The organism is Caballeronia sp. LZ024, assembly GCF_031451455.1.
Taxonomy (GTDB): Bacteria; Pseudomonadota; Gammaproteobacteria; order Burkholderiales; family Burkholderiaceae; genus Caballeronia; species Caballeronia telluris.
Genome location: NZ_JARUXL010000003.1, coordinates 436,643 through 463,421, shown reverse-complemented (window position 1 = coordinate 463,421; position 26,779 = coordinate 436,643). Strand labels below are relative to the sequence as shown.

Below are 26,779 nucleotides of genomic sequence, written 5' to 3'. Positions count from 1 at the left end.
GCTTACAGCTGCGATTCGATCGGCAAGAGCCCGAGGAACCAGATCCCGGTGCGCCGCATCGCCGACACGTCCGGCTCCTTGTCCAATTCCGTCACCGTGCCGTCGGCCGCGGTGTCGATCCAGACGATGTGGCTTCCGCCCTGCGGATCGCCGCGCAATTCGAGCCGCCACGCGACGCGGTCGAGATTCTTGCCGATGCCGTCGACCACTTCGCCCGCCGCCTGCGGGCTCTCGCAATACACGCCGATTTCCGTGTTCAGTTCGACCGAGCGCGGATCGAGGTTCATCGAGCCGATGAAAATGCCGGTGCGGTCGAACACGTAGGTCTTCGCGTGCAGCGAAGCCTTCGACGATCCGAACGTCGATTTCTTTTCCGTCGACTGGCTGCCCGCGACCGGCTTCAGTTCGTAGAGACGCACGCCCGCTTCGAGCAGGTCGCGGCGATAGCGCTGATAACCCGCATGCACGGCGGAGACGTCGGTGGCGGCGAGCGAATTGGTTAGCACCGTGACGCGCACGCCGCGCGCGGTCATGCCCGCAAGCCACGCGACGCCTTCCTTTTGCGGCACGAAGTACGGCGAGACGACCAGCATCTCATGCTCCGGCTGGAGTTTCAGCGCCTTCAATTGCGACATCAGATGCCCTTCTGCATCCGTGGGCGCGCGGGTGATCTTCGAGGGATCGTCGTAAAGAAGCGTGGCCTTGCCCCAGGAGAATTCGGCATCGCGGCTGTGCAGCGCGTCGGTCAGGCGCGCCTTCGCCTGGACGAAGTACGGCGTGCTCCGCTCGGACGCCATGTACGCGTCGAGTTGCGCGCGATAGTCGAGCAGGTCGTTCGGATCTCCGTGACGGCCCGTCAGGCTGTCGATTGGATACGCGGCCTCCGAGTTCCAGTATTCGTCGAACGCGACCGACACTTCGCGCACCACCGGACCGTGCACGAGCACGTCGAGGTCGCCGAACGCGACGGTCGTCGAGGCGCCGAAGTATTCATCGCCGATATTGCGGCCGCCGAGAATCGCGCCCTGGTTGTCCGCGATCAGCGCCTTGTTGTGCATGCGCCGGTTCACGCGGAAGAATTCGAGCGCCGAGCCGAGCCGCTTGAAACTGCGGCTCGCGACCGGATTGAAGAGCCGGACTTCGACGTTCGGATGCGAGGCGAGCGCGAGCAGCACGCGATCGTCCGCGTTCGTGCCGAGGTCGTCGAGCAGAAGGCGCACGCGCACGCCCCGGTCCGCCGCGCGCAGCATGGCGGCGGCGAGCGTGCGGCCCGTGGCGTCGTCGTGCCAGATGTAGTACTGCATGTCGAGCGTGCGGTCTGCCGTCTCGGTCAGGATGATGCGCGCGACGAGCGCGTCCATTGCGTCGGGCAGCAGGTGAAATGCGGTTTCGCCAGGATGTGTCTGCTCGCCGGGCGTGAAAGCGGCGCCGAGGCGCGTGCGGGCGGTGTCGTGAACGGCGTGCGTCGCGATGCGGCCGCCCTGCGGCGGAAGGCTCGCGCACGCGTTCAGAAGCAGGACGAGCAAGGCCGCCATCAGTCGACGTAGCTGGATCATGTGCGCTCCCCGCGTGACATGAAAAAGCGCTGCCGAGGACAGCGCGCCGTCGGTGATCCTACATGGTTTGCCGCGCGCTGCTTTCCTGATGATTCGTCGGGTGCTGGCTTCGGCGGTTTGCCGGCTAGTCGTCGGCGGCGGGGTTCTTCTCGGGCAGCGGCTGGTCCGTGCCGGGCTCCACGGGCGTAGGAATGGCGTCGCCGATCGGCTTCGAGACTTCGGTCACCGCCTCCGGGGTGTCCTCGACAGGGCGCGCGACCTCGGCATCGTTTCCCGGGCTGCCGCTTTTCGCGGGGATCGGCTGATCGAGGCCCGGTTCGACCGGCGCCGGTATCGCATCGCCGATGGGCACCGATACTTCCGATGGCGCATCGTGTGCGTCGTCCGGCGTCGCGTTCTCGTCCGAAGGTGAAGTCGTCATGACGGCCTCCTGCCGGCAGTGGTTGATTCACGATGGCGCAAGACCCGTTCCACGATCATTGTTGTCTTCGACACTTCACCGGCTCGCGCCCGACACGAGCCGGTCGATCATATTGCGGATCGCACGCATCTGGACGCCGCGATTGTCGGCGAAATGGCTACCGGTGTAGCCCCACCAGTCCCAGCAGCCATTGGGATTCAAGCCGGGGATGGAGACTGCCTGCGGAAACAGCACGACGATCCGGTTGGTCTCCGCCCAGCGCGCGTAACCCGCGTGGCGCACGAACGTCCCGCCGTAGAAGAGGCCGCCGCCCGGCGGCGAGTCGAGCGGCAAATAATCCTGACCCTGCTCGCAGCCGTGCAGCGCGACGTGCAGGCGGCAGCGCGTCCCGCTCTTGCACGCCGCGGGCACGTAGAGCCAGCCGGAGGTATCCATGCCCGTCGTCCAGGCGAAGCTCGCGGGGCGATCCGCCGACAGATAGCGCGTCTGGTCGAAACGGAGAAAGTGCGTCTGCGTCGCCTGCGTCGTCGCGGGCGCGGCGAGCGGCGCCGGACCGTAGATCCAGCCGAGCATCTCCTTCGCCGCGTCGAACCGGCATTGCCCGATGAACGGCGACGCGGACTTCGAACACGCCACGCCGTAGTTCGTGGTCGGCATCGTGTGACCGGTCTTGTCGCGATCGATCTCCGTGCGGTTTTGCTCCGGCACGCCGAGCGCCGCGTAGTAATCGCCGAGTTGCTTCACGACGGGTCGCGGCACGGTCGCGTCGCTCGCGCCGGAAATCGTGATGACGCGCTGGCCGCCGATGTTCGCCGCATCGTCGATCAGGCGGCTCGCCGCGAACGCCTTCGTCTTCGCGACGAGCGCGGGGACGTCGGCGCTCGTCGGCGTGACTGCGCAGAGGCTCGCCGGCTGAATCGTGCACGAGCATTTCGTCGTCGCGATCGCGATGCTGTCCTGCGCGCAGTAGTACGGTCCGCCCGCCACGACGCCGACGCCTTTCACGATCGACGAATACGCGACGCCGAGTTGCACCGCCATGAAGCCGCCGGACGAAAGACCGGAGACGGAAGTCTCGCTGACGTCGATATCGAGTGCAGGCAGCGGCGGGTACGTCTCGGCAGAGACGAAGCCCGGCCAGATCGCCGACAGCGCCGACATCGCGAATGCGCAGACACACGGAATGGCTCTCATCGGCTCGCCTCGCGCGGTTCGATGCGGCTCGTGCAAAAAGGAAAACAGGGAGACGCTTGGCGCACGCGCTAAACGGCGCGAGCAAGCTGATCGAGATAATCTTAGGAGGTAAAACCGGCGTGTTCGGCTTTGTGTCGTCCGGGTGCCGGAGATTGGCCGATTTACCGGGCGAGCGCGCCCTGCACGAACGCCGGTCCTTCGGCGGCCTGCGCCTCGGCGCAACGGCTCGAAAGCGCCACGACGTTGCGGCCCATTGCCTTGGCGCGATACAGCGCACGGTCCGCGTCCTGGATCATGTCGGACACGTCCATGCCCGATTCCGGGTCCCAGCTCGCGCTGCCGATGCTGGCCGTCACGCAGCCGAACTCGCTGCCGGCGTGACGAAGCGACAGATCGCAGATGGCCGCGCGGATCTTTTCCGCGATGCATGACGCCCCCGCCGCGTGCGTGTTCGGCAGCACGACGACGAATTCCTCGCCGCCGTAGCGCGCCGCCGTATCGCCGGGACGCCGGATGCTCTCGCCGATGCACTTCGCGACCGCCGCGAGCGCTTCGTCGCCGGCCTGATGGCCGTAGGTGTCGTTATAAGCCTTGAAGCGGTCGATATCGACGAAAAGCAGCGAAAAAACGCTGCGCGCGCGCCGTGCGCGACGCCATTCGAGATCGAGGATTTGCCCGAACGTGCGGCGGTTGTTGAGGCCCGTGAGACCGTCGGTTCGGGCGAGCAGCTGCAACTCCGATTCCGCGCGCATGCGCCGCCGCAACTGCCTGCCGAGCACCGCGGAGAGCGCGACGAACGCCACGCCGAGCGCCGCCATCAGCGAGCCGATTGTGAGCGCGCGGCGCCGCCACGCGGCGTAGATGTCCTGCTCGGCGACCGCCACCATCACGATGAACGGCAGATGCGGCAGCGTCTTGAACGTATAGAGGCGCCGGATATTGTCGATGGAGGCGGTGTCCGCGAAGTCGCCTTCCTTGTCGGCGACGAAGCGGCGGAACGTGCTGGCCGTGCTGATGTCGCGTCCGATGATGCGTTCGTCGAACGGCTGGCGCATGACCATCACGCCGTTGCCGCCGATCACGGAGGCCGATCCGCGCGCGCCGAGCGACAGCCCGGCAAAGAGATTGCGGAAATAATCGAGGCTCACGGCGATCATCGCGATGCCCGCGAACGACCCGTCCGGGCGCGAGATGCGGCGGCTCAGCACGATGCTCGGCGTCGGGCCGAGCAGGACGAAGCGGACCGGGTCGCTGATGAAAAGCCCGGCGTCGCGCTTGTCGCGCTGCGCGGTGAAGAACGCGGCGCTGGCGAAATTGGCCCGGCGCGGCACGTCGCTCATGGAATCGATGACGACATTGCCCGACGCGTCGAGCACCAGCAACGCTTCGAGAAATTTCGCGGTGGCCGCGCGGTCGAACAGGACGTCGCGGCGCAGATGCGCGGGCAGCGCGCCGACGGCGGGCTGCCTCAGTCCTTCGATGACCGCCTGAAGCGAGAGATCGTAAAGCTCGAAATTTCGGACGATGTCGCGCTCGGCGATCAGCGCGACATTACGCGAGGTTTCGCGCGTGCGTTCGAGCGCGTCCTGGCGGCTCTGATAAAGCACGAGCGCGCTCAGACCGACCATCACGATGGCAAGCAACGCAGCGCCATACACGATGCCATTCAGCGCGATGGATTCCTTGTCTACGAATCGTTCTCGCAGACCTATAAACCATTCGTTCGTTTTCATTGATCAGAGCTTTGAAACGTTTGCCAGGGAATTCTATTTATAAAAACACTTCAGTGCCATTGAAAAAATTCTTCTGAAACGTTTTCGTTGGATAAATGCCCACATCAGGAAAACCCCGATCGTCCTTTCGCAATACGAATGCAAGGCTGCGTTAATATCGCGGGAAACCCAAGCCTGGCGGGGATCGCACGGAAATTCGACGGTCCCGGTTCGAGGGTTCGCACGCGTCGCGCACGACAAGTCGGTAGGTTATGCAGCACGAACATTCGTATTCGGCGACCTGCGGCAATCAACCACCATTAATCGCATGATCGCACAGCGCTTTCTACCGCGCGCACAAAAGCAGGACAAAACAAATCAAGTTTTTGGAATACGAAAAAATGGCGATGACAAGTGCGGACATCAATCTCGCGGGCGAGCGTGAATCGCTTTGGCGCCTGTTCTGGACGGTATGCGGGTTATCGTCGGTATCGTGGGGCGGGCTCGCACTCATGGCGCAACTCGAACGCCATTATGTGGAACGCAGGCAGTGCCTTTCCCCATTGGCGTTCGCCGATCTGACGGCGCTCGCGTGGATGGTGCCCGGGCCGGTGGGATGCAATGTCGCCGTGCAACTGGGACACGTACTACGCGGCCGCGCGGGCGCGTGGGCCGCCGGAATCGGGAGCGTGCTGCCGTTTTTCCTGCTGATGACGCTTTTCGCGATCTTCTATCGCACGCCGCTGGTCCGCTCGCTGACCTCGCCGACGCTCGTGAATCACTTCAGCGTCGTGCTGGCCGTGCTGATCGGCGTGACGTGGTACAAGCAGACCCGCACGATCCTGCGCGGCAAGGTGGAATGGGCGGCATCGCTCTTCGCCTGCGCGACGCTCGTGCTTGCGCACGGGCCAGGGGCCTATGTGCTGGTGCTCGCGAGCACTTTCGCCGCGGGATGGATGCTCGAAGCGGAACGCGAGACCGTCTCCGATGTCCTGCGCGCGCGCAGCGACTGGCGGCTGCCGGTGGTGCTCGTCGCGCTGCTGCTGGTTTTTGCGCTGCCGCTGCCGACGCCGTGGCAATTCACGCTGTTGTGGCCGCGGCTCGCGGGCGCGGGGCTGACGCTGTTCGGGGGCGGTTTTTCCGCGCTGCCGGTGTTGAAGGCGCTGTTCGTCACGCCGGGCACGGGCGTCTCCGACAACGATTTCACGCTGGCCTTCGCCCTTTCGCCGATCGCGCCGGGGCCGCTTCTGAACGTGATTCCGTTCTTCGGCTATCTGATCGATGGCTGGCTGGGCGCGCTCGTCGCGACGGTCGCATTGTTCGTGCCCTCCGGATGCCTCGTCATCTTCGCCCAGCGGCATCTCGCGGCGCTCAAGAGCTACCCGCGCTTCGAGAACGGCATGCGGCTGCTGCGCGCCGCCACCACCGCGTTTCTCGCGATCGCCGTGCTGAAGATTCTCCTGCACATTCCGCCGCAGCCTGCGTACCTCGTGACCGCGGCCTTCGGATGCATGTGCCTCGCGAAGCTGAAGCTGCCGGTGTATACCGTCTACGCGACCGTCGCGGGCACATTCGGCCTCTGGCTGCTATGTCATTAGGACTGGCTCGCTGAGGCCTGCTCCGGTGCGACGGCCGGTTCGGCCGACTGTCCGTCCGCCGATTCGTCCTGCGGTGCCACGACGGCCAGTGCCTGTTCCGGCGTCGCGGCCTGTTCGCACTTGCGTGCCGCCTTTGCGGCGCGGTTCGATTCGGAATTGCGGGCGCGCACGGCATCTTCCGCCGACACTTCGCCCACGGCCGCGCCGCCGAGATCCACGCGCGGCGCGCCCTCGACGAGACTCGACCAGTAACGGCTGCCGCGGCACCAGATCTTAATGGCGTCGCGCAATTCGGCTTCCGTCAGCGCGAGTTGTTCCGCCTGCGCGACCAGATCCTTGAAGATGCCGACCTTCAGCGGAACCTTCGACGCCGGCTTCTTCGGGAACGCCTGCGGGAAGCTGTTCTGCAGCTTGCGGATCGTCAGCACGACGGGATCGGTCGGCTTCGCGTCGACGGGCCTTGCCTGCACCGGCGCCGGACGCGGCGATTTCGCGCGCTCGGGCCGGGCGTGCGCCGTCCGCGCCTGTCCGGACTTCGACTGCGCGGACTTCGACTGCGCGCCCTTCGCTTGCGCGCCCTTCGTCTGCGACGGTTGGGCGTCGCGGCCGGGCTCGCCCGCCTGCGGACGATGCTGCCGGGAAGGCTTGTTCGGTTTGGACGCCTCGGACGTCTTCGGCGGCGGCGTTTTCGCCCGTTTCGCCAGTTGCTCTTTCAGTGCCGCGAGTTGTTCGAAGCCCATGGTGCATGCCTCAGGAAGTTTTCGATGCCGGTCGTAAATGACGAGCGCCAGTCGGCCGCTCGTCGCGTGACCGCAAAACGCATGATACGCAACCGGTCCATATCGTGCCGCGCGAATCAAGCGAATCGCGTGCGAAACGGTGCTGGCCGCCGGTCGGGGCGAACGGCGGGCAAAAAAAAGCCCGCTCAATTTGGCGGGCATAATCCATATCGGTTGAGACATGGAGGAGACACGGTCAGTATAAACCCGAATCGTGTAAACCGCTAGTGCAAGATGAATCCAATTGCTTAGTGGAATCGACGAAGGAAATCGACGAAGGCCCGCAACGGCGCCGGCATGTACCGGCGGCTCGGGTAATACAGGAACGGCCCGGAAAAGCTGCACCACCAGTCTTCGAGCAGCGGTTCGAGCGCGCCGCTTTCGAACGCGGGCGCGAGCCACTCCTCGAACAGGAAAATAACGCCGAGTCCCGCCACCGCCGCGCTCACCGCCATATCGGCTGCGATGGTCGTCACGACGAGCGGCCCGCTCGGGTCCACGCGCACCGTCTTGCCCTTGCGCTCGTATTCCCACGGCGGCATCGCGCCGCTCGCGAAGCGCTGTCGGATGCACGCGTGCCCGAGCAGATCGCGCGGATGGCGCGGCCGCGCGCGGCCCGCGAGATAAGCCGGCGCGGCGGCGGTCGCGAAGCGTTGCCGCCTCGGGCCAATCGGCACCGCGATCATGTCCTGTTCGAGCCGCTCCTCGTAACGCACGCCGGCGTCGCAACCGGCGGCGAGCACGTCGACGAAGGTATCATCGACCGTCAGTTCGAGCCGGATGTCCGGATGTTCGCGCAGAAATGCCTCGATGATCGGCGACAGAAAGAGCCGCGCCGCGACGGCCGGGACATTCAGCCGCAGCGTGCCGCGCGGACTTTCGCGAAAACCGTTGACGACGTCGAGCGCGGCCTCCACTTCGCCGAGCGCCGGCACGAGCCGCTCCAGCAGTTGCGTGCCGGCCTCGGTGAGCGTGACGCTGCGCGTCGTGCGCTGGAAGAGCCGCACGCCGGCCTGCGCTTCCAGCCGCCGCACGGCGGCGCTCAACGCGGATGCCGAATAGCCGCTCGTGCGCGCCGCCTCGCGAAAACCGCGGCTTTGCGCGACCGCCATGAACGCCGCCAGGTTGCCAAGATCCAACGCCATCGCCGCGCTCCGTTGCAAAGGTCGTAAGCGCCCATTGTGCGGTTTTTCGCACGACCTGTATCGAATGAATCCGCTTATCGCACAACGCGCTCGCGCCTATAGTTTCTCCACGGCAATCCAACCTCAACGGAGAAATCGCATGACTTCCTCAAGCCTTCTCGGCGGCCGCTTCACATTCGCGGACGGCGCGATCACGGTGAACCGCATGGGCTACGGCGCGATGCAGCTCGCCGGTCCCCAGGTCTTCGGGCCGCCGAAGGACGAAGACGCGGCCGTCGCCGTGCTGCGCGAAGCGATCGCGCGCGGTGTCGATCACATCGATACGTCCGATTTCTATGGCCCGCACGTCACCAACCAGATCATCCGCCGCGCGCTGCATCCGTATTCCGACGACCTCGTGATCGTCACGAAAGTGGGCGCGCGCAGGGAAGCGGACAAGTCGTGGCCCGTCGCGCTCTCGCCGAAGGAACTCGCCGACGCCGTGCACGACAATCTGCGCAATCTCGGCCTGGACGCGCTCGACGTCGTCAATCTGCGGGTGGGCGGCGTTCATGGGCCGTCGGAGGCGTCGATCGAAGCGCCGCTGACCGTGCTCGCCGACCTCAAGCGCCAGGGGCTGATCCGCCATATCGGCCTGAGCAACGTCACGCAGCGACAGTACGAGGAAGCGCGGCCGATCGCGGACATCGTCTGTGTGCAGAATCACTACAACCTCGCGCATCGCGACGACGATCCGATGATCGACGCGCTCGCCGCCGAGGGCGTCGCGTACACGCCGTTCTTTCCGCTGGGCGGATTCACGCCGCTGCAATCGTCGACGCTGGATCGCGCCGCCGCCGCGCTCGGCGCCACGCCGATGCAGGTTGCGCTCGCATGGCTGCTGCAACGCTCGCCGAATATCCTGCTGATTCCGGGGACATCGTCGGTCGGGCATCTGCACGAGAATCTCGCGGCGGCGTCGCTCGCGATTCCGCCCGAGGTGTTGGCCGAACTCAACGCGATCGAGTCCGGCGCGCAGGGTTGAACGCGGCTGCGTCGTTATTCGACTTCGACTTCGCCGTCGTCGGCGTTGGCGTCGCGCGCGCCGGCGGTCGTTTCGAGGTCCATCGCGGCGCTCGCTAACGATGTCGCGGCGGATGCGACGAGATCGACGCCACGCGCTGATCGCGCATTCGCACGTGCACTACCCGGACATCCATCAGCGTCATTCGCATTGAGCCACGGCGCATCGCGACCTGTTTTTTCGACCGTTCGCGTCTATAACGGATTCATTCGACCACCGACCGAAGTTCACATGAATGAAGCTCACCGGCTGAAGTACCTGCGGATCGCGCTGATCGTGGTCGGCGCGATATCGGTCGCGGGCTTTTATCCGCTGATGCTCGTCTGGCCCTCCGGCTGGGCGTGGAACACCGGCTATTCCGACTATCCGGCGATGATCGTCGGCATCTACGCGACGCTCGGCGTCTTCCTGATCCGCGCCGCGCGCGATCCGCTCGCGCACCTGAGCCTCATCTGGTTCACCGTCTGGTCGAGCGCGGTTCACGGTTCGATCATGGCGGTGCAGTCGTTCGCCCACCCGGCGCATCGCGCTCACCTGCTCGGCGACGTTCCCGCGCTCTTTATCGTCGCGATCGTGCTGGCGGTGTTGACACCGCGCAAGGCAAAGTTATCGTCCGTGCGGTAGTACGATTGCGCATTCATACCCGGCGCGCCGCCGGTCGCACACTCCTGGAAGGATTGACATCATGCGAATCGAAACCGCGTTCCTGTTCGATCTCGACGGCACGCTCGTCGACAGCGTGTACCAGCACGTGCTCGCCTGGAAGGAAGCACTCGACGACGAAGGGATCGAACTGTCGGTGTGGCGCATCCATCGCAAGATCGGCATGAGCGGCGGCCTGTTCACCAACCAGTTGCTGCGCGAGACGCACGGCGAGATCAGTCCGGAACGCGTCGAGCGGCTGCGGCGCTCGCATGCGCAGGCGTATCAGCGGCTGCGCGCGCAGGTGTGTCCGCTGCCCGGCGCGCGCGAACTGCTGGCGGCGCTGACGCAGGCCGGCACGCGCTGGGCCATCGCGACGAGCGGCCGGATGGAAACGGCGGCGGTGAATCTGGCGGCGCTGGGCGTCGATCCGGCGACGGCGGTCGTCGTCACGCGCGACGACGTGAAATACGCGAAGCCCGATCCCGACCTGTTCATCGCGGCGGCGGAGCGGCTCGGCGTTTCGATCGAGCATACGGTGGTGGTCGGCGACAGCATCTGGGACATGCTCGCCGCGCGTCGCTGCCGCTCGCTCGGCGTCGGCCTGCTGTCGGGCGGATATGGCATGGACGAACTGGAACGCGCGGGCGCGCTGCGCGTCTACGAAGATCCGGCGGACCTGCTGCTGCATCTGGACGAAGTGGCCGCGCGGCCGTAGCGGCCGGGAGTCCGCGCGAACGCGGCGCGGATCTTCCCGGTTCGGCGCGCTCGCCAATCAGTTTTTGAGGTCGTCGGGCACCTTGCCGCCGTTTTCCGCGAGTTTTTGCATGACCGCCTTGTGCAGCCACATGTTCATCGCTGCCGAATCCTCCGTGTTTCCGCCGTAGTGCAGTTCCTGCGCCAGTTCCTTGCGCGCGGCGAGACTGCTGTCGAGCCCCAGCAGTTTCATCAGATCGACGATGGACGTGCGCCAGTTCAGTTCCTGCCCCTGGCTCGCCTGCATGCTGCTTAGAACGGCTTCGACATCGACGGCCGGCATCGGCGTGACGGGCGGCTGGACCGCGCCCGCCGCGGCTGGCGTCGACGAACCCGACGGCGCGGCGGACGCCGACGCCGGGCTCGGCTGCTGCGGCGTGGCGGGCGCTGCGGTCGCGCCGGAACCCGAGGCCGCCGGATGGTCGTGCGGGAAAATCTTGTTGAGGATGGTCGAGAAGATGCTCATGTCGGTCTCCGTGAAGTGGGCTGATTGCCTCGTGCCGAATCGCAACGATCGTTCCCAGCCATTCACTTTTGCGTCGATGTGCCCGTTTGCCGGCTGCTCGGCCACGTCGCGGGCGCTGGCGCCGCACGCGTCAGACGCGTTTTCTCCACGCCGATGCCGAATTGCAACGCCGATCAAAAAATGCCTGCCGCCCTGGAAGCGGCGCCCTATAACACAAGCAGGAAGCAAGAAAGCCGGCGCGCACGATGCATCCTCCGCCGTATGAATCGCAGACGGCAGCCAGTCGTTAAGCGTTTCGTTCAGAACGCAAGAACCGCTTCCCCGGAACGCGCGCGAATCCTCGCGGCGCGCATCTTCGAACTGAACCCATGTCGCGCGAGTTAGGGACGCTCGCCCCGAGCCTCATGCAAGGAGCATCAAAATGAAATCCACTTTCGTTTTGACCGCCGCCGCCGCCGCGGCCGGCCTCGTCTTACTACTATTGCCGGAAATCGCGGGCGGTCAGGAAACGCGCAGCGCCTCGCCGAGCGCGCGCGCGATGATGCAGCACAACGCCAACCAGTCGGCGCAATCGACGACCGACATGTCCTACGGCGGCGTCACCGAGACGCAAGGCGCCGCAGGCGGCGTCAACGCGACGCCCGCGCCCGCCGACACCGCGCCGGGGCAGGACAAGGGCGGACTGCCGTCGACGCACGCGCCGCCGCGGTGGTAATGGACCGTATGCATCCCGCGGCCCGGCCGGTTCGCGACGCGCGCTAGCGCGCGTCGCTCACGGTCGTGTTCATCGTCTGACCGGCGATCAACGTGTTCTTCAGCGCAATGTCGTGCACGTTGTACGCGTAGATCGGTCCGGGCGTCGTCGAGGTGGCCGGACCGGCGGCAACCGGCGTGCCGAAGTCGCAATTCGTGATGGTGACGCCCGTGATCGCCGGAATCGTCGGCGTGGGTGCCGGGCCGTTGTAGTCGAACGCGACCGGACCCTGCGCCACGATCGCCTGAAAGCACGAGCCCGTCAGCCCGTTCAGCGTCACGTTGCTCGCCTTCACGTTCGAAATGTTGACGTTTTGCACGAGCGCCGGACGCGTGCGGATCGCGTCCTTCGACGGCTGGTAGTCGCAGTCGAACGTGACGATCCCGCCCTGCGCCGCCGACGGATTCGCCGCTGCGGCCGTCGCCACGCCGAGCGGCACGCTCGCGTTGATCGGACTGCCCGCGAGCAGGCTGCTGCCGTAGCCCGAAGGCGTCAGGCTCACGCCGTTGGGCAGCGTCACGTTGTCGACGTAGAAATCCCTCACGAAGCCGCCGCGGTTCATGTTGGTCTTGATGCGGATGGCGATGTTGAGCGAGTTGGTCGCCCAGAACTGGTTGAGCATCGCGAGATTGCGCGCGTAGATCTTCTGCACGCCGCCGCCCATTTCGCTGCCGAGCGTGATGCCCCCGTGGCCGCTGTTCATCGTGCAGTTCTGGATGACGTGGTTCTGCGCCGGGCCGTATTCGTTGTCGAGGTTCTTGCCCGACTTGATCGCAATGCAGTCGTCGCCGGTGTTGAACACGACGCTGTCGCACAGGACCATGTCGCAGGCGTCGGGATCGAAGCCATCGTTGTTCGGGCCGATGCTGTCCACGGTCACGGTGCGGATCACGACGTTCTTGCAATCGGTCGGATGGTGCTGCCAGAACGGCGTGTTGTTGGTGCGATAGCTTTCCATCAGCACGTTCGTGCAGCCGATGAATTCGACCATGCACGGCCGCAGGTAATGGCCGATGCCGAAAACGCGCTTTTCGATGGCGACGCCCGCCTCCGACAGCGCCGGCAGGTAGTTCTGGTCCTGCTGCCAGGGCGTGGCGGGATCGGTGAGCTGGGTGTAGAGCGTATCGGAGATACCCGGCGCGGCGGTTTTCAGATCGACGTTGTTCGGGTTGAGATAGGCCTGCGACGGCGTCGACGAGCCGGCGAAACCGTAGGCGCCGCTGTTGCCCTTCCAGGTCCACCAGCAGGTGCTCGTGTTGCCGGTGCCGGCGAACGGTGTCATCGCCTGGCCGTTCAGGACGGAGGTGTCGCCCTCGCCCGTGATCGCGATGTTCGTCTGGTTGCGCGCGTAGACCGGCGGGGCGTAGTTCAGGCAATCGTTCGCCTGCCAGCGGCTGTAGTAGAGCTTGCCGTTCGCGCCGCAGTCGATCGGGCCGTCCTTCGCGTAATCGGCGGGATTCGGGCTGAAGTAGATCGTGCAGTTCGCGCTCAGGTGGAAGTTGACGTTCGAGAGCAGCACGATCGGCCCCGCGCAATACCACGTGCCCGCCGGAACCACGACGCTTCCGCCGCCCGCCGTGTTGCACGCCGCGATGGCCGCGAGAAACGCGGGTCGCGAATCGAAGGAACCGGGCGCGTGCGTCTGGTCGGCGCCCGTGCTGAGCGGCGACTTCGACGGATCGGTGTACGGATTCGTCGCCGCGACGACGGCGCACGGCTTCGCGCCGTAATCCGTGACGAGGAACTGGCGGCTCGGGAACATCGACTGCGCCACGCCCTGCAGCGAATTGATGATCTGCGTCGCTGCGCCGGTCGAGCCCCAGATCGGATCTTCGACGACGGGCGGCGTCGCGGGCGAACCGGAATCGTCGTGGCCGCCGCAGCCGCCGAGCACGCCGAGCGTACCGAAAAGCGACGCACCCGCCGATGCGCCCGCGAACTTCACAAAAGTGCGTCGCGCAGGCGAATGCAACGCGACGGGTGTATGCGCCAGCGTCCTGTGCTTCGATTGCTTCATTCTCGTCTCCTTATCCGGCTGGGCCGATTGTTCACGGTGGGGTCGTGATTCGTATTTAGGTGCTAGTCGCGGGCGATGTAAAACGTTTGCCTTAGCTCGTTCAGGACGAAGCATTCCGCGCCGTACTTCATCGCAATAGAAACGATGTCATACAACTACGCACGCGTTCATCGAGCGGCATTGATTGCGATGTCGCTGACAATAGCCAAGTTGTCAGGCAGACGTCAAGCGACTTTCCGTGCGACCAATGCCCGCACAAACCCTACGTGTAAGGATTTGAAAGGGAAAGTGGTCGTCCGTGTTTACCCGTTAGTTAATCGTTTTCCATTGACAGCACATCGCGATTCATCGAAAGTTGTCGTACATCTTCAGGATGTCACGCGCTTTATAGTTGTACGACGTCACATATTTACGAGATACGGCGGCAACCCCGCCGCAGCACCATCTACGCAACTGGAAGGAGACACGCCATGCTGGCAGACAAGATCAAGGGACTGAGGTGGTGGATCGTCGGGCTGATCATGCTCGGGACCATCTTCAACTACCTCGCGCGCAGCTCTCTCTCAGTCGCGGCGCCGACCCTCACCGACAAGCTGCACATGACCACGCAGCAGTACTCCTACGTGGTCGCCGCGTTCCAGGGCGCGTACACGGTGATGCAGCCGGTGGCGGGCTATATCCTCGACGTGGTCGGGCTCAAGATCGGCTTCGCGATCTTCGCGACCGCCTGGGCGGCGTCGAACATGATGCACGGGCTCGCGACCGGCTGGGGCTCGCTCGCGTTCTTCCGCGGCCTCCTCGGCATGAGCGAGGCGGCGATCTTTCCGGCGGGCATGAAGACCATCACGCAATGGTTCCCGGCGAAGGAGCGCTCGGTCGCGACCGGCTGGCTCAACACCGGCACGTCGATCGGCGCGATGCTCGCGCCGCCGCTCGTCGTGTTCTGCATCCTCCAGTTCAACTGGCAGACGGCGTTCGTCGTAACGGGCGGTGTCGCGTTCATCTGGGTGGCGCTGTGGCTCTTCTTCTACCGCTCGCCCGCCGACCATCCGAATCTCTCGGAAGACGAGCGCGAATACATCCTGAGCGGCCAGGAAGAAGGCAAGCTCTCATCGACCAAGCGTCCTTCATGGAAGCAACTGATCTCCACGCGCCGCTTCTGGGGCATCGGCATTCCGCGCTTTCTCGCCGAACCGGCATGGCAGACCTTCAATTTCTGGATTCCGCTCTATCTCGTCTCCGTGCGGCACATGAACCTGAAAGAGATCGCGCTGTTCGGCTGGCTGCCCTTCCTCGCGGCCGACCTCGGCTGCGTCTTCGGCGGCTATCTCGCGCCCTTCCTGCTGCGCAAGTTCAACACGCAATTGCTGACGTCGCGCAAGCTGGTGATGATCGTCGGCACGCTGTTCATGTTCGGCCCGGCGTGCATCGGCCTTGCGACCAGCCCCTATGTCGCGATCGGACTCTTCTGCCTCGGCGCCTTCGGTCATCAGACGATTTCGGGCGCGCTCTACACGCTCGCGTCGGACGTCTTCGGCCAGCACGAAGTCGGCACGGCGACCGGGCTCTCCGGCATGATGGGCTGGCTCGGCGGGATGATCTTCTCGCTGATCGTCGGCGCGCTCGCGACCACCATCGGCTACAACCCGCTCTTCGTCTGCCTCGTGCTTTTCGACATCATCGGTGCTACCGTCGCATGGTTCCTGCTCAGGCCGGGCGACTATTCGGGCACGCTGCGCGCCCCGACGATCGCCACGCCGGCCGCGAGCACCGGACGCTGACCCTGTCGATGGCCGAGCGCGCCACAGCACCGGCGCGCGGCCGAGTCCAACTTCAAGAAGGAACCTTATCGTGACCAAGATTGCATTGAGCGGGGCAAGCGGACAACTCGGCACCGTGCTGCGAAAGGCGCTCATCGGGCGCGGCTACGACCTGCGCTCGGCGGGCGGTTCAAAGGCGCTCGTGCCGATCGTCGAGGGCGAGGACATCATGCACGGCGACCTGCGCGACCCGGCAGTCGTCGATCAACTGCTGAGCGGCGTCGACGTGCTGATCCATATGGCCGGCACGAGCGTCGAGCGCCCGCTGCCCGAGATTATCGACAACAATCTGCGCGGGCTCGTCGAAGTGTATGAAGGCGCGCGCCGCAACAACGTGCGCCGCATTCTGTTCGCGAGCTCGAATCATGCGATCGGCATGTATCCGGTCGAAGACAAGCTCGATCTCGACTGCGAGTTCCGTCCCGACGGCTTCTACGGTCTCAGCAAGATGTGGGGCGAAGGCATCGCGCGCATGTACTGGGACAAGCACGGCATCGAGAGCGTGTGCGTGCGGATCGGCAGTTGCATCGAAAAGCCGACGGAATTCCGGCACCTGAGCACGTGGCTCGCGCAGGAGGATTTGCTGCAGATCGTCGAGCGGACCGTCGATGCGCCGGAGATCGGCTATATCGTCGTGTGGGGCGTGTCGGCGAATACGCGCAGCTACTGGAACAACGATGGCGCCGAGCGTCTCGGCTACCGCTCGCAGCACAACTCCGAAGACTACGCGGACGAAGTCCTGAAGAAGCCGAATCCGCTCGATGCGATCGGTCAGCGGTATCAGGGCGGCAGTTTTGCCGGCATCGACTTCACGCCGCAGGAAGCGCGCGGCGGCAAGCGCTGACGGGCGCGGCGGGTGCGTTTTACCATTGAGAATCGAAGGTTTATCGAAGGGCGAGCAAGCGACATATTCGACATGAACGACTGACGGGCCGCGCGCGGCCTGCAACCAGGAGGAGCACGAGCATGCGTGAGAACCGGATTCGTTCGATCTGGAAGGCGGGCGGTGCCGTCGTCAACGGATGGCTTGCCATTCCGAGCGCGTTTTCCGCGGAGACGATGTCGCATCAGGGATGGGATTCGCTGACGGTCGATCTGCAGCACGGCGTAGTCGATTATCAGAAGGCGGTCGAGATGTTCACCGCGATTTCGACGACCCAGACCGTACCGATGGCCCGCGTGCCGTGGAACGAGCCCGGCATCCTGATGAAGGTGCTCGACGCGGGCGCGTATGCCGTCATCTGTCCGATGGTGAACAGTCGCGCGGATGCCGAGCGGCTCGTCGCCGCAACGCATTATCCGCCGATGGGCACGCGCAGCTTCGGGCCGGTGCGCGCGCTGCTGTACGGCGGCGCGGATTATCCGAAGGCGGCCAACGATACGGTGGTCGTGTTCGCGATGATCGAAACGCGCGAGGCGCTCGACAATCTGGAAGAGATCGTGTCGACGCCGGGCCTGGATGCGATCTATATCGGGCCTTCGGATCTGTCGCTGGCGCTCGGCTGCACACCGACTTTCGACGATGTCGATCCGCCGGTTGCGGAGGCCATCGAGCATATTCTCGCGCGCGCGAAGGCGCACGGGGTCGTCGCCGGAATTCACAACGGCACGCCGGAGAAGGCGCTGGAGCGGATCGCGAAAGGGTTTCAGTTCGTGACCGTCAGTTCCGATGCGAGATTGATGGCGGCCGGGGCGCAGCAGGTCGTGGGGAAGATGAAGGCGGGCTTGCCCAGTGGGGCGGCTGGCGGGTACTAAGTTGGAGCGCCAGGGACTTTTGTCCTTCCAGAGCAGAACCCGACATGGCTCCCGTTCATTGATTTTTCAGAACGGGAGCTTGTCACGACTAAAATCAAGCTAGCCAAACGCAATCGAACGGCGAGAATGAAAAAAAGGGCTTTCGAAACGAAAGCCCTTCAAACCCTCAAGTCACCGGCGCCGGGTTAAACAACACCAACGCATTGTGCAACTTGAGCGCCTCCGCGCAAGTCTGCTTCCGCCCGCTCGCAATCTCCAGCATCAACCGGAACAACTCCCAGCCCACATCTTCGATCGACGCCTCGCCGGTCGCGATCGTCCCTGCGTTCACATCCATCAGATCGTGCCAGCGGCGCGCGAGGTCCGAACGCGTCGCCACCTTGATCACCGGCACTTCGGCCAGGCTGTAAGGCGTGCCGCGCCCCGTCGTGAACACGTGCAGGTTGATGCCGGCCGCCAGTTGCAGCGTCCCGCAGATGAAGTCGCTTGCGGGCGTGGCCGCATAGATCAACCCCTTTTGCTTCACCTTCTCGCCCGGCGAGAGCACGCCCGAAATCGGCGAATTGCCCGACTTGATGATCGACCCCATCGCCTTTTCGACGATATTCGACAACCCGCCCTTCTTGTTGCCCGGCGTCGTGTTGGCGCTGCGGTCCGCGCTGCCGCGCTTCAGGTAATCGTCGTACCACGCCATCTCGCGGATGATCGCCTGCGCGACCTCCGGATTCGCCGCGCGGCTTGTCAGCTGATCGACGCCATCGCGCACTTCGGTCACTTCCGAGAACATCACCGTCGCGCCCGAGCGCACCAGCAGATCGGTCGCGAAGCCGACCGCCGGATTCGCCGTCAGTCCGGAAAATGCATCGCTGCCGCCGCACTGCACGCCGACCACCAGCTCCGACGCGGGACACGTCTCGCGCCGCCGGTTGTTCAGGCGCTCCAGATGCCGCTCGGCCATCTTCATGATCGAATCGATCATCGACTGGAAGCCGACGTGCTCTTCGTCCTGCAGCACCACGACGTCGCCGTTATCGTCCGCGCCGTTATCGCCGATGTCGGCCACGTCGTCGACGGCCGTCGTCACGATCGGAATCGTGCCCGGCGGCATCAGGCGTTCGGGCTGCAGCTTCTCGCAGCCGAGGCTCACCATCATCACCTCGCCGCCGAAATTCGGATTCAGACTGATGTTGCGCACGGTGCGGATCGGCACCATCGCGTCGGGCGCGTCGATCGCGACGCCGCAGCCATACGTATGACCGAGGCTCACGACGTCATCGACATTCGGAAAGCGCGGCAGCAGCTCGGCCTTGATGCGCGTGACCGCGTGCTGCACGACATCGGCGACGCACTGCACGGTCGTCGTGATCGCGAGGATGTTGCGCGTGCCGACCGAGCCGTCCGCATTGCGATAACCCTCGAAGGTGAAGCCTTCGAGCGGCGGCATCGCGGGCGGCTTGACGGTGGCGATCGGCAGGCCTTCGAGTCCCGGCGGGCTCGGCATGCGGATCACGTGTTCGTTGATCCAGCTGCCCTTCGGCAGGTGCTTGAGCGCATAGCCGATCACGACGTTGTAGCGAATCACCTCGTCGCCCTCGGCGAGGTCGGCGAGCGCCACCTTGTGTCCCTGCGGCACGCGTTCGCGCAGCGTCAGGCCATCGGCGAAGGTCGCGCCCTCGGGCAGCCCGCCGTCGTTCACGACGATCGCGACGTTGTCCTGCGGATGAACGCGTATGTAAAGAGGAGACTGTTCCATGTCACCGGTCCTTTTGGTCCTTGCGTGTATTCGTTCGACAGCGCGTGTCGGTCAGTTTCACGGCTATATCATACGTCATCCTACAACCCAGAGGCGCGCCGCCAGGGTGAGTATTTACCCTAAAGGCACGCCCACATCGCAGATTCGTTGTTGAATCGGCGAAATTCATGTTGTACGATGACGTATCAGATGGCTTCTGACTTCCACACGCCGCTCTCGGATATTCAACCATGACCACACCGCAAGAACTCAAGCAAATCATCTCTGAAGGCCTGCTGTCGTTTCCCGTCACCGATTTCGACGCCAAAGGCGACTTCCGCCCCGACACCTACGCCGAGCGCCTCGAATGGCTCGCGCCCTACGGCGCGAGCGCGCTGTTCGCGGCGGGCGGCACGGGCGAGTTCTTCTCGCTGACCAAGAGCGATTATTCGAACGTCATCCGCACCGCGACGGAAACCTGCAAGGGCAAGGTGCCGATCCTCGCGGGCGCGGGCGGCCCGACGCGCGTCGCGATCGAATACGCGAAGGAAGCCGAGCGCCTCGGCGCGAACGGCGTGCTGCTGATGCCGCATTACCTGACCGAAGCGTCGCAGGAAGGCATCGCCGATCACGCGGAGCAGGTCTGCAAGGCCGTGCCGAAGATGGGCGTCATCATCTATAACCGCGCGAATTCGAAGCTCAACGCGGACATGCTGGAACGCCTCGCGGACCGCTGCCCGAACCTGATCGGCTTCAAGGACGGCGTCGGCGAGATCGAGGCAATGGTGACGATCCGCCGGCGTCTCGGCGACCGCTTCTCGTACCTCGGCGGCCTGCCGACCGCCGAAGTCTACGCGGCGGCCTACAAGGCGCTCGGCGTGCCGGTGTATTCGTCGGCGGTGTTCAACTTCATCCCGAAGACGGCGATGGACTTCTACCGCGCGATCGCCGCCGACGATCACGCGACGGTCGGCAAGCTGATCGACGAATTCTTCCTGCCGTACCTCGCGATCCGCAATCGCCGCGCGGGCTATGCGGTGTCGATCGTGAAGGCGGGCGCGAAGCTCGTCGGCCACGACGCAGGTCCGGTGCGCGCACCGCTCACGGATCTCAACGACGAAGAACTGGCGCAACTCGACGTGCTCATCAAGAAGCTCGGCGCCCAGTAAAGGCTGCGCGGGTGGTCAAACGACCGCCCGCACACGGCATTTTCAAGATCGATGGAAGGAGACAAGCCCGTCATGCAAACGACCCACATTGCGAGCGCCGCTGGCGTCGCGAAACGCACGAGCGTCCGGTACACGATCCTGCTGATGGTGTTCATCATCACGACGTTCAATTACGCCGACCGTGCGACGCTTTCGGTGACGGGCTCCGCGATGCGCGGCGAGTTCGGTTTCGACGCGATCAAGATGGGCTACATCTTCTCCGCCTTCAGCTGGGCCTACGTGCTCTCGCAGCTGCCGGCAGGGTGGCTCCTCGATCGCTTCGGCGCGCGACGCGTCTATGCCGCGAGCATCTTCTTCTGGTCGCTCTTCACGCTGCTGCAAAGCGCGGTCGGCCTCGCCGGCAGCGCGGCGGCCGCGGTCGTCGCGCTGTTCGTGCTGCGCTTCGCGATGGGCGCCGCCGAATCGCCCGCGTTCCCGGCCAACGCGAAAGTCGTCGCGAGCTGGTTTCCGACCGCCGAGCGCGGCACCGCATCGGCGATCTTCAATTCGGCGCAGTATTTCGCGGCCGTCGTCTTCACGCCGCTGATGGCGTGGATCACGCACAAATTCGGCTGGCACTACGTGTACGTCGTGATGGGCATCGCCGGGCTGCTGCTCGCGCTGACCTGGCTCAAGGTCATGAAGAATCCCGCCGATCACCCGCGCGTGAACCGTGCCGAACTCGATCACATCGAGCAGGGCGGCGGCGTCATCAACGCCCCGAAAAAAGCGGCCGCGGGCGATGCACCGCGCGCGACGAGCTGGTCGCTCGTGCGCCAGCTGCTGTCCAACCGCATGCTGGTCGGCGTCTATCTCGCGCAGTACTGCATCAACGTGCTGACCTACTTCTTCCTCACCTGGTTTCCGATCTACCTCGTGCAGGCGCGCGGCATGACGATCCTGCAAGCGGGCCTCATCGCTTCGCTGCCGGCGATCTGCGGCTTCACGGGCGGCGTGCTCGGCGGCGTGCTGTCCGATTCGCTGATCCGGCGCGGCCATTCGCTCACCATCGCGCGCAAGGTGCCGATCGTCGGCGGCATGCTGCTCTCGTCGTGCATCATCGGCTGCAATTATGTGTCCACCGACTGGGTCGTCGTCGCGCTGATGTCGCTCGCGTTCTTCGGCAAGGGCATCGGCGCGCTCGGCTGGGCCGTGGTCGCGGATACGTCGCCGCGCGAAGCCATCGGCCTGTCGGGCTCGATCTTCAACATGTTCGGCAACATCGCCGGCATCGTGACGCCGATCGTGATCGGCTACCTGGTCGCGCAAAGCGGCGGCTCGTTCAACGGCGCGCTGGTGTTCGTCGGCGTCAACGCGCTCCTGACCGTGTTCAGCTATCTCGTGATCGTGAAGGACATCAAGCGCGTCGAGCTTCGGCAGCCGGTGGCGCAGTGAGCGGCAGACGGGGTCCGACGACATACGACCCGGCCGCCCCGAAGGCCGCGCGCACCGTGGAAACGGCCGTGCGGCGGCGCGAAACGGCCGTCGATGAGTCGTCAGACGACGCTATAATGAATCGACCCTTCTCGCTGCATTCACCGACGCATTGACCGATTCAGGAGCGCTTTGATGGCCGCCCAATTCACAAGCATTGCCGCACCGCGCCGCGCCCGCAACCTGGCGGAGTCCGTCGTGGCTTTCGTGAAGGAGCAGATCGCGTCGGAAGCGCTCAAGCCCGGCGACAAGCTGCCGACCGAATCCGAACTGATGGTCGGGCTCGGCGTGAGCCGCACCGTCGTGCGCGAAGGCATCTCGCGGCTGCAGGCAAGCGAGGTGATCGAAACGCGTCACGGCATCGGCAGCTTCGTGCTGGAGCCGCGCCGCGAGAAGCTCGGCATCGACATGGTGCCGGCCACTACGCTGCGCGACGTGCTTTCGGTGCTCGAACTGCGCATCAGCCTCGAAACCGAGAGCGCCGGGCTCGCCGCGCAACGCGCGCAAGCCGACGACCTCGCGCGCATGCGCGCCGCCCTCGCCGCGATCGAAACGACGAGCCGCATGGGCGGCGACAGCGTTTCGGCGGATCTGCAATTCCACATTTCGGTCGCGCAGGCGACCGGCAACCGCTATTTCGTCGATATCCTGACGCAGATGGGCAGCGCGCTGATTCCGCGCAACCGCATCGACTCGGCGGGCATCGCGCATTCGGACCCGAAGGCGTATGTCGCGCTCGTCAATCAGGAACACGAAAGCATCCTCGATGCGATCTCGCGCCACGACGCCGACGGCGCCCGCGCGGCGATGCGCATGCATCTGTCGAACAGCCGGGAGCGGCTGCGTCGAGCGAACGAGTCGTCCGAAGCGAAGGCCTGATCGCAATGCGTCGCCCATGACGCGTGCTTCGACGGCGCCCCACCCCCTCATCAGGAGAACCACATGCAAAAGGCAGGATTCATCGGACTCGGGATCATGGGCAAGCCCATGGCGGCCAACCTTCGCAAGAACGGCGTCGAACTCGCGGCGTTCACGCGCAGCGGCGTGCCCGACGAACTGACGCAAGCGGGCGTGAAAGCCGCGGCCAGCCCCGCGGAAGTCGCGAGCCAGGCGGATGTGATCTTCATCATGGTGCCGGACACGCCGGACGTCGAGCGCGTGCTCTTCGGCGAGAACGGCGTCGCGGAGAAGCTGAAGGCGGGGCAGATCGTCGTCGACATGAGTTCCATCTCGCCGATGGCGACCCGCGACTTCGCCGCGCGCGTGCGCGAGCGCGGCGCCGAATATCTCGATGCGCCCGTCTCCGGCGGCGAAGTCGGCGCGAAGGCGGGTTCGCTCACGATCATGGTCGGCGGCTCGCAGGCGACCTTCGACACCGTCAAGCCGCTCTTCGACATGATGGGCAAGAACATCTCGCTGATCGGCGAAGTCGGCGCGGGTCAGGTGTGCAAGGTGGCGAATCAGGTGATCGTCGCGGCGACCATCGAGGCGGTCGGCGAGGCGCTGTTGCTCGCGTCGAAGGCGGGCGTCGACGCCGAAAAGGTGCGCACGGCGCTGATGGGCGGTTTCGCGTCGTCGCGCATTCTCGAAGTGCACGGCGAACGCATGACGAAGCGCACCTTCAACCCGGGCTTTCGCATCGAACTGCATCAGAAGGATCTGAACCTCGCGCTTTCGACGGCGCAGGCGCTCGGCGTCTCGCTGCCGAACACCGCGACCTGTCAGGCGCTCTTCAACGCGTGCACGGCGCACGGCGGCGCCGCGTGGGACCATTCGGCGATGGTGCGCGCGCTCGAGGTCCTGGCGAACCACGAGATCGGACAGTCGTCGAAGTAGGTTTCTGAAAGCATGACGGCGGCGCGGGTCGAACGGGCGGTGAAGCTCGTCCCCGCCGCGCGCCGGGTGCGGCCGCGCTCGCGGCCGCACCATTCCCGCCGCGTCGGCAATGGACGAGCAAGCCGACTTTATCGCCCCGGTGTAACATTCCAGCCCTGATTTCTCCCGGCCGAACCCTCGATCCCGCGCCCGCGCGTTTGGGATCGCGTAAGGTCACTGCCAGCCGGCGCCGTCGCGGCGCACGAAAACAATGACCAGCCCCGCCCCTGCATCGAATCCTGCTTCAAAACGCGCGTTCGTGATCGCCGCCGTGATGGCGTCGATGGCGATGGTCGCCATCGAGGCGACGATCGTCTCCACCGCGATGCCGCAAATCGTCTCGCAGATCGGCGATCTGCATCTGTACAGCTGGGTCTTCTCGTCGTTCCTGCTCGCGCAGACCGCGATGACCGTAATCTTCGGCAAGCTCGCCGACCTGTACGGCCGCAAGCCGGTGATCCTCGCCGGCATCGCCATCTTCCTGATCGGCTCGGTGCTCGCCGGCTTTGCGTGGTCGATGCCCGCGATGATCGTCTTCCGGCTGATCCAGGGCATCGGCGCGGGCGCGATCCAGCCGGTCACGCTGACGGTCGTCGCCGACCTGTATCCGGCCCGCGAGCGCGGCAAGGTGCAGGGCTATCTCGCGAGCGTCTGGGCGATCTCCGCCGTGCTCGGGCCGATGGTGGGCGGCCTCATCATCCGCGACTGGTCGTGGGCGTGGATCTTCTGGCTGAACGTGCCGATCGGCCTCGCTTCGGCGGCGGGCTTCATCGCGTATCTGCGCGAGGCACCGCGCAGCGCGCGTCCTTCCATCGACGTGCTCGGCGCCGTGCTGTTCACCGCCGCGATCGGCGCGTTCATGATGTCGCTGACCTACGCGGGAACGTCGGAAGACCGCGCCGCGACGCTCACCGCCATCGCGTGCGTGGTGTTCGGCGTGCTCTTCGTGTTGCAGGAGCGCCGCGCCGCCGAGCCGATGATCTCGTTCGCGCTCTGGAGCCGGCGGCCGATCGCGGCATCGAATGCGGCGACGGTGCTCTCCGGCATGATCCTGATGGGCGCCACCACGTTCCTGCCGATGTACGTGCAGGGCGTGCTCGGCCGCGCCCCGGTGATCGCCGGCCTCGCGCTCACGATGATGATGGTCGGCTGGCCGTCGGGCGCGACGCTTGCCGCGCGCTCGTTTCATCGCTTCGGGCTGCGGCCGATTCTCGTCGCCGGCAGTGTCTTCGTGCCGGCGGGCGTGCTGTTCTTCGTGCTGCTCACGCCGCAGTCGTCGCCGGTTCTTGCGGGCGTCGGCTCGCTCGTCGCGGGCTTCGGGATGGGCCTGTTCAGCGTGAGTTCGCTCGTGCTGATTCAGGAAATCGTCACCGTCGACCAGCGCGGCAGCGCGACCGCATCCAATCTCTTCTCACGCAATCTCGGCAGCACGCTCGGCGCCACCGCGTTCGGCGCCGCGCTCAACTACGGCCTCAGCCACTCGACGCTCAGCCGTGCGATCACGTCCGAACAGCTGCGCCAGCTGCTCGACGCGCGGCACCTCGCGGAAGTCAGCGAGCCGGTCGTGCGGCTCGTGCTGCATGCGTCGCTGCATCTGACCTTCTGGGCGATGCTCGCGATCGGCGTGTTCATCGTGCTGTTCGCGTCGTTCGTGCCGCATGTCGCGCTGAGTCACGCGAAGAGCCCGGCGCTCGAACCGCTGGCGCCGGTCGAAGACTGACGAGCGTCGCGGCTAGCGCGCGCCGTAGTCCAGCTTCGGATACCAGTCCGTGCCGCGGCCGGCCGGCGTCATGTCGAGCACGGTCCAGAGCGGCATCGCGTCGGGCGCGCCGCGCGGGTCCTGGCCCGGATCGGCGGATTCGGGCCCCATCTCGTCGCCCCAGAAATGGCGCACCGTCCCGTTCGACTTCACGAAGACGTTGAAGCCGGCGTTGTCGCCTTCTTCGGGATCCTCGTCGGCGCAATCGCGATTGAAGCTGTTGCCGTCCGACGAATAGATCCGCAAGTGCCGCCAGCCGCGCTCCTTCGCGAACCCAACGAGCCGTTGCACCGGCGAACGCGCGATCACCGCGAACGCGACGCGCTGCAGGATGTCGGGCATCTCGCCGTCGAGCGCGCTCAGAAAGGACGTGCACATCGGGCACGAGCGCTGGCGCTGCGGCCCGAACATCCAGTTGTAGGTGACGAGCGTGTCGTGCGCGCCAAACATCTGCGAAAGCGTCACCGGCCCGTCGACGCCTTCGAACCGATAATCCTGCGGCACCGCGCCGCCGGGCGGCAATGCGCGGCGCTGCGCGGCCACGCGCTCGATATGGCGGCGCAATTCGATTTCCTGCACGAGCAGCGCGTTGCGCGCGGCGCGGTATTGCGGGCTTTCGCCGGGAAACCGGCGCCTGGACTGGCCGAGTTCCTCGGCGGGCCTGAGAACTTGCGGGGATCCGTCTGTGGAAGACATCGTTCATCTCCTGGAGCGTGAAGGGCGGCAGAAGCGCCCCCATCACCACGACGAACGATACGCCCGCGAATCGACACGGGCTTTCTGCTGACAAAGCGCACCGCAGAGTAGAATTTGCTGATCGACCACTCACCGGACGGCGCTCGCCGTCAAGCCGCGACTCCCGATGAAACCGCCCTCCACCGACGAACGGACGCGACGCCGCCCGTCCACCGTCACGATCAACGTGCTGACCGCGCTGATCGGCCTCGTGACGCTGGGTGCCGGAATCGGCTGGCTGATCTATAAGTGGATCGTCGACATGGAAGTGCCCTATTTCGCGATCCCGCTCGTGATGACCGTGCCGGTGATCGTGGCCGCCGCGTTTCGCAACTACTGGGACTAGCGGGCCACCGAA

24 protein-coding genes and 1 pseudogene are annotated in these 26,779 nt (G+C 65.3%); 14 read left to right on the top strand and 11 right to left on the bottom strand.

Annotation, left to right across the window (positions count from 1 at the left end; translation table 11 throughout):
• Positions 1-2: 2 nt before the first annotated feature.
• The 4 genes from QCE48_RS19605 to QCE48_RS19590 all read right to left on the bottom strand — a co-directional run bounded on the left by QCE48_RS19605 (position 3) and on the right by QCE48_RS19590 (position 4,904).
• Positions 3-1,556, bottom strand: coding sequence for a phospholipase D family protein (locus QCE48_RS19605; RefSeq protein ID WP_309784168.1), 1,554 nt, complete (start codon positions 1,554-1,556; stop codon positions 3-5).
• Between the two features lie 124 nt (positions 1,557-1,680).
• Positions 1,681-1,977 carry a hypothetical protein gene (locus QCE48_RS19600; RefSeq protein ID WP_309784167.1) on the bottom strand — a complete coding sequence of 99 codons (297 nt, stop codon included), beginning with the start codon at positions 1,975-1,977 and terminating at the stop codon, positions 1,681-1,683.
• Between the two features lie 75 nt (positions 1,978-2,052).
• Positions 2,053-3,171 (bottom strand): PHB depolymerase family esterase, encoded by a 1,119-nt coding sequence (locus tag QCE48_RS19595; protein ID WP_309784166.1) that lies wholly within the window; start codon positions 3,169-3,171, stop codon positions 2,053-2,055.
• Positions 3,172-3,332: 161 nt separating this feature from the next.
• The gene (locus QCE48_RS19590; RefSeq protein ID WP_309784165.1) at positions 3,333-4,904 is read right to left on the bottom strand and encodes a sensor domain-containing diguanylate cyclase; all 1,572 of its coding nucleotides are present in this window, start codon (positions 4,902-4,904) and stop codon (positions 3,333-3,335) included.
• 380 nt (positions 4,905-5,284) lie between these two features.
• Here QCE48_RS19590 and QCE48_RS19585 point away from each other — a divergent pair, with 380 nt between their 5' ends.
• Entirely contained in the window at positions 5,285-6,481 is a 1,197-nt protein-coding gene (locus tag QCE48_RS19585) for a chromate transporter (protein ID WP_309784164.1), read from the top strand.
• On the opposite strand, the gene QCE48_RS19580 is transcribed toward QCE48_RS19585, so the two are convergent.
• Positions 6,478-7,221 (bottom strand): ProQ/FINO family protein, encoded by a 744-nt coding sequence (locus QCE48_RS19580; protein WP_309784163.1) that lies wholly within the window; start codon positions 7,219-7,221, stop codon positions 6,478-6,480. The two genes, QCE48_RS19585 and QCE48_RS19580, sit on opposite strands and share 4 nt — an antisense overlap.
• Before the next feature lie 287 nt (positions 7,222-7,508).
• Positions 7,509-8,405: a LysR family transcriptional regulator gene (locus QCE48_RS19575; RefSeq protein WP_309784162.1), complete on the bottom strand. Its 897-nt coding sequence runs from the start codon at positions 8,403-8,405 to the stop codon at positions 7,509-7,511.
• Positions 8,406-8,544: 139 nt separating this feature from the next.
• On the opposite strand from QCE48_RS19575, the gene QCE48_RS19570 reads away from it, so the two are divergent.
• The 3 genes from QCE48_RS19570 (at position 8,545) to QCE48_RS19560 (ending at position 10,828) form a co-directional block, all read left to right on the top strand.
• A complete protein-coding gene (locus tag QCE48_RS19570; protein ID WP_309784161.1) occupies positions 8,545-9,429 on the top strand; it encodes an aldo/keto reductase family oxidoreductase in 885 nt (294 codons plus the stop codon).
• A 270-nt stretch (positions 9,430-9,699) separates the two neighbouring features.
• Positions 9,700-10,092, top strand: coding sequence for a DUF6632 domain-containing protein (locus QCE48_RS19565; RefSeq protein WP_309784159.1), 393 nt, complete (start codon positions 9,700-9,702; stop codon positions 10,090-10,092).
• Between the two features lie 61 nt (positions 10,093-10,153).
• Positions 10,154-10,828 carry an HAD family hydrolase gene (locus tag QCE48_RS19560; protein ID WP_309784158.1) on the top strand — a complete coding sequence of 225 codons (675 nt, stop codon included), beginning with the start codon at positions 10,154-10,156 and terminating at the stop codon, positions 10,826-10,828.
• Positions 10,829-10,885: 57 nt separating this feature from the next.
• Here the strand turns inward: QCE48_RS19560 and QCE48_RS19555 are convergent, their stop codons facing one another.
• Positions 10,886-11,332 carry a DUF3597 domain-containing protein gene (locus tag QCE48_RS19555; RefSeq protein ID WP_309784157.1) on the bottom strand — a complete coding sequence of 149 codons (447 nt, stop codon included), beginning with the start codon at positions 11,330-11,332 and terminating at the stop codon, positions 10,886-10,888.
• A 421-nt stretch (positions 11,333-11,753) separates the two neighbouring features.
• Between QCE48_RS19555 and QCE48_RS19550 the strand changes: the two genes are divergently transcribed.
• A complete protein-coding gene (locus QCE48_RS19550; protein ID WP_309784156.1) occupies positions 11,754-12,047 on the top strand; it encodes a hypothetical protein in 294 nt (97 codons plus the stop codon).
• 43 nt (positions 12,048-12,090) lie between these two features.
• On the opposite strand, the gene QCE48_RS19545 is transcribed toward QCE48_RS19550, so the two are convergent.
• Positions 12,091-14,103, bottom strand: a complete 2,013-nt coding sequence (locus tag QCE48_RS19545; protein WP_309784155.1) for a glycoside hydrolase family 28 protein — start codon at positions 14,101-14,103, stop codon at positions 12,091-12,093.
• Between the two features lie 470 nt (positions 14,104-14,573).
• Here QCE48_RS19545 and QCE48_RS19540 point away from each other — a divergent pair, with 470 nt between their 5' ends.
• From QCE48_RS19540 to QCE48_RS19530, 3 genes are all read left to right on the top strand, one after another.
• The gene (locus QCE48_RS19540; RefSeq protein WP_309784154.1) at positions 14,574-15,884 is read left to right on the top strand and encodes an MFS transporter; all 1,311 of its coding nucleotides are present in this window, start codon (positions 14,574-14,576) and stop codon (positions 15,882-15,884) included.
• 70 nt (positions 15,885-15,954) lie between these two features.
• Positions 15,955-16,767 carry an NAD(P)-dependent oxidoreductase gene (locus QCE48_RS19535; protein WP_309784153.1) on the top strand — a complete coding sequence of 271 codons (813 nt, stop codon included), beginning with the start codon at positions 15,955-15,957 and terminating at the stop codon, positions 16,765-16,767.
• Positions 16,768-16,889: 122 nt separating this feature from the next.
• Complete coding sequence (locus QCE48_RS19530) at positions 16,890-17,678, top strand: aldolase/citrate lyase family protein (RefSeq protein WP_309784152.1); 789 nt, start codon at positions 16,890-16,892, stop codon at positions 17,676-17,678.
• 166 nt (positions 17,679-17,844) lie between these two features.
• On the opposite strand, the gene garD is transcribed toward QCE48_RS19530, so the two are convergent.
• Positions 17,845-19,431, bottom strand: a complete 1,587-nt coding sequence (gene garD, locus QCE48_RS19525; RefSeq protein ID WP_309784151.1) for a galactarate dehydratase — start codon at positions 19,429-19,431, stop codon at positions 17,845-17,847.
• Positions 19,432-19,661: 230 nt separating this feature from the next.
• Here garD and kdgD point away from each other — a divergent pair, with 230 nt between their 5' ends.
• From kdgD to QCE48_RS19505, 4 genes and pseudogenes are all read left to right on the top strand, one after another.
• Entirely contained in the window at positions 19,662-20,579 is a 918-nt protein-coding gene (gene kdgD / locus QCE48_RS19520; protein WP_309784150.1) for a 5-dehydro-4-deoxyglucarate dehydratase, read from the top strand.
• Positions 20,580-20,651: 72 nt separating this feature from the next.
• Complete coding sequence (locus QCE48_RS19515; RefSeq protein ID WP_309784149.1) at positions 20,652-22,013, top strand: MFS transporter; 1,362 nt, start codon at positions 20,652-20,654, stop codon at positions 22,011-22,013.
• A gap of 174 nt (positions 22,014-22,187) precedes the next feature.
• Entirely contained in the window at positions 22,188-22,931 is a 744-nt protein-coding gene (locus QCE48_RS19510) for a FadR/GntR family transcriptional regulator (RefSeq protein ID WP_309784148.1), read from the top strand.
• Between the two features lie 57 nt (positions 22,932-22,988).
• A pseudogene (locus QCE48_RS19505) lies at positions 22,989-23,888 on the top strand (2-hydroxy-3-oxopropionate reductase); the annotation flags it as partial.
• Between the two features lie 213 nt (positions 23,889-24,101).
• On the opposite strand, the gene QCE48_RS19500 reads toward QCE48_RS19505, so the two are convergent.
• On the bottom strand, positions 24,102-24,227 hold the full coding sequence (locus tag QCE48_RS19500; protein WP_309785093.1) for a hypothetical protein: 126 nt from the start codon (positions 24,225-24,227) through the stop codon (positions 24,102-24,104).
• On the opposite strand from QCE48_RS19500, the gene QCE48_RS19495 reads away from it, so the two are divergent.
• Positions 24,217-25,647, top strand: a complete 1,431-nt coding sequence (locus QCE48_RS19495) for an MDR family MFS transporter (protein WP_404982425.1) — start codon at positions 24,217-24,219, stop codon at positions 25,645-25,647. The genes QCE48_RS19500 and QCE48_RS19495 overlap by 11 nt on opposite strands.
• Before the next feature lie 12 nt (positions 25,648-25,659).
• On the opposite strand, the gene QCE48_RS19490 is transcribed toward QCE48_RS19495, so the two are convergent.
• On the bottom strand, positions 25,660-26,382 hold the full coding sequence (locus QCE48_RS19490; RefSeq protein ID WP_309784147.1) for a DUF899 family protein: 723 nt from the start codon (positions 26,380-26,382) through the stop codon (positions 25,660-25,662).
• Positions 26,383-26,548: 166 nt separating this feature from the next.
• Here QCE48_RS19490 and QCE48_RS19485 point away from each other — a divergent pair, with 166 nt between their 5' ends.
• Positions 26,549-26,767: a hypothetical protein gene (locus QCE48_RS19485; protein WP_309784146.1), complete on the top strand. Its 219-nt coding sequence runs from the start codon at positions 26,549-26,551 to the stop codon at positions 26,765-26,767.
• Positions 26,768-26,779 lie beyond the last annotated feature (12 nt).

Coding starts and splice junctions, on each gene's coding strand:
- QCE48_RS19605 (WP_309784168.1), bottom strand. CDS start 1,556: ATGATCCAGCTACGTCGACTGATGGCGGCCTTGCTCGTCCTGCTTCTG.
- QCE48_RS19600 (WP_309784167.1), bottom strand. CDS start 1,977: ATGACGACTTCACCTTCGGACGAGAACGCGACGCCGGACGACGCACAC.
- QCE48_RS19595 (WP_309784166.1), bottom strand. CDS start 3,171: ATGAGAGCCATTCCGTGTGTCTGCGCATTCGCGATGTCGGCGCTGTCG.
- QCE48_RS19590 (WP_309784165.1), bottom strand. CDS start 4,904: ATGAAAACGAACGAATGGTTTATAGGTCTGCGAGAACGATTCGTAGAC.
- QCE48_RS19585 (WP_309784164.1), top strand. CDS start 5,285: ATGGCGATGACAAGTGCGGACATCAATCTCGCGGGCGAGCGTGAATCG.
- QCE48_RS19580 (WP_309784163.1), bottom strand. CDS start 7,221: ATGGGCTTCGAACAACTCGCGGCACTGAAAGAGCAACTGGCGAAACGG.
- QCE48_RS19575 (WP_309784162.1), bottom strand. CDS start 8,405: ATGGCGTTGGATCTTGGCAACCTGGCGGCGTTCATGGCGGTCGCGCAA.
- QCE48_RS19570 (WP_309784161.1), top strand. CDS start 8,545: ATGACTTCCTCAAGCCTTCTCGGCGGCCGCTTCACATTCGCGGACGGC.
- QCE48_RS19565 (WP_309784159.1), top strand. CDS start 9,700: ATGAATGAAGCTCACCGGCTGAAGTACCTGCGGATCGCGCTGATCGTG.
- QCE48_RS19560 (WP_309784158.1), top strand. CDS start 10,154: ATGCGAATCGAAACCGCGTTCCTGTTCGATCTCGACGGCACGCTCGTC.
- QCE48_RS19555 (WP_309784157.1), bottom strand. CDS start 11,332: ATGAGCATCTTCTCGACCATCCTCAACAAGATTTTCCCGCACGACCAT.
- QCE48_RS19550 (WP_309784156.1), top strand. CDS start 11,754: ATGAAATCCACTTTCGTTTTGACCGCCGCCGCCGCCGCGGCCGGCCTC.
- QCE48_RS19545 (WP_309784155.1), bottom strand. CDS start 14,103: ATGAAGCAATCGAAGCACAGGACGCTGGCGCATACACCCGTCGCGTTG.
- QCE48_RS19540 (WP_309784154.1), top strand. CDS start 14,574: ATGCTGGCAGACAAGATCAAGGGACTGAGGTGGTGGATCGTCGGGCTG.
- QCE48_RS19530 (WP_309784152.1), top strand. CDS start 16,890: ATGCGTGAGAACCGGATTCGTTCGATCTGGAAGGCGGGCGGTGCCGTC.
- garD (WP_309784151.1), bottom strand. CDS start 19,431: ATGGAACAGTCTCCTCTTTACATACGCGTTCATCCGCAGGACAACGTC.
- kdgD (WP_309784150.1), top strand. CDS start 19,662: ATGACCACACCGCAAGAACTCAAGCAAATCATCTCTGAAGGCCTGCTG.
- QCE48_RS19515 (WP_309784149.1), top strand. CDS start 20,652: ATGCAAACGACCCACATTGCGAGCGCCGCTGGCGTCGCGAAACGCACG.
- QCE48_RS19510 (WP_309784148.1), top strand. CDS start 22,188: ATGGCCGCCCAATTCACAAGCATTGCCGCACCGCGCCGCGCCCGCAAC.
- QCE48_RS19495 (WP_404982425.1), top strand. CDS start 24,217: ATGGTCGCCATCGAGGCGACGATCGTCTCCACCGCGATGCCGCAAATC.
- QCE48_RS19500 (WP_309785093.1), bottom strand. CDS start 24,227: ATGGCGACCATCGCCATCGACGCCATCACGGCGGCGATCACGAACGCG.
- QCE48_RS19490 (WP_309784147.1), bottom strand. CDS start 26,382: ATGTCTTCCACAGACGGATCCCCGCAAGTTCTCAGGCCCGCCGAGGAA.
- QCE48_RS19485 (WP_309784146.1), top strand. CDS start 26,549: ATGAAACCGCCCTCCACCGACGAACGGACGCGACGCCGCCCGTCCACC.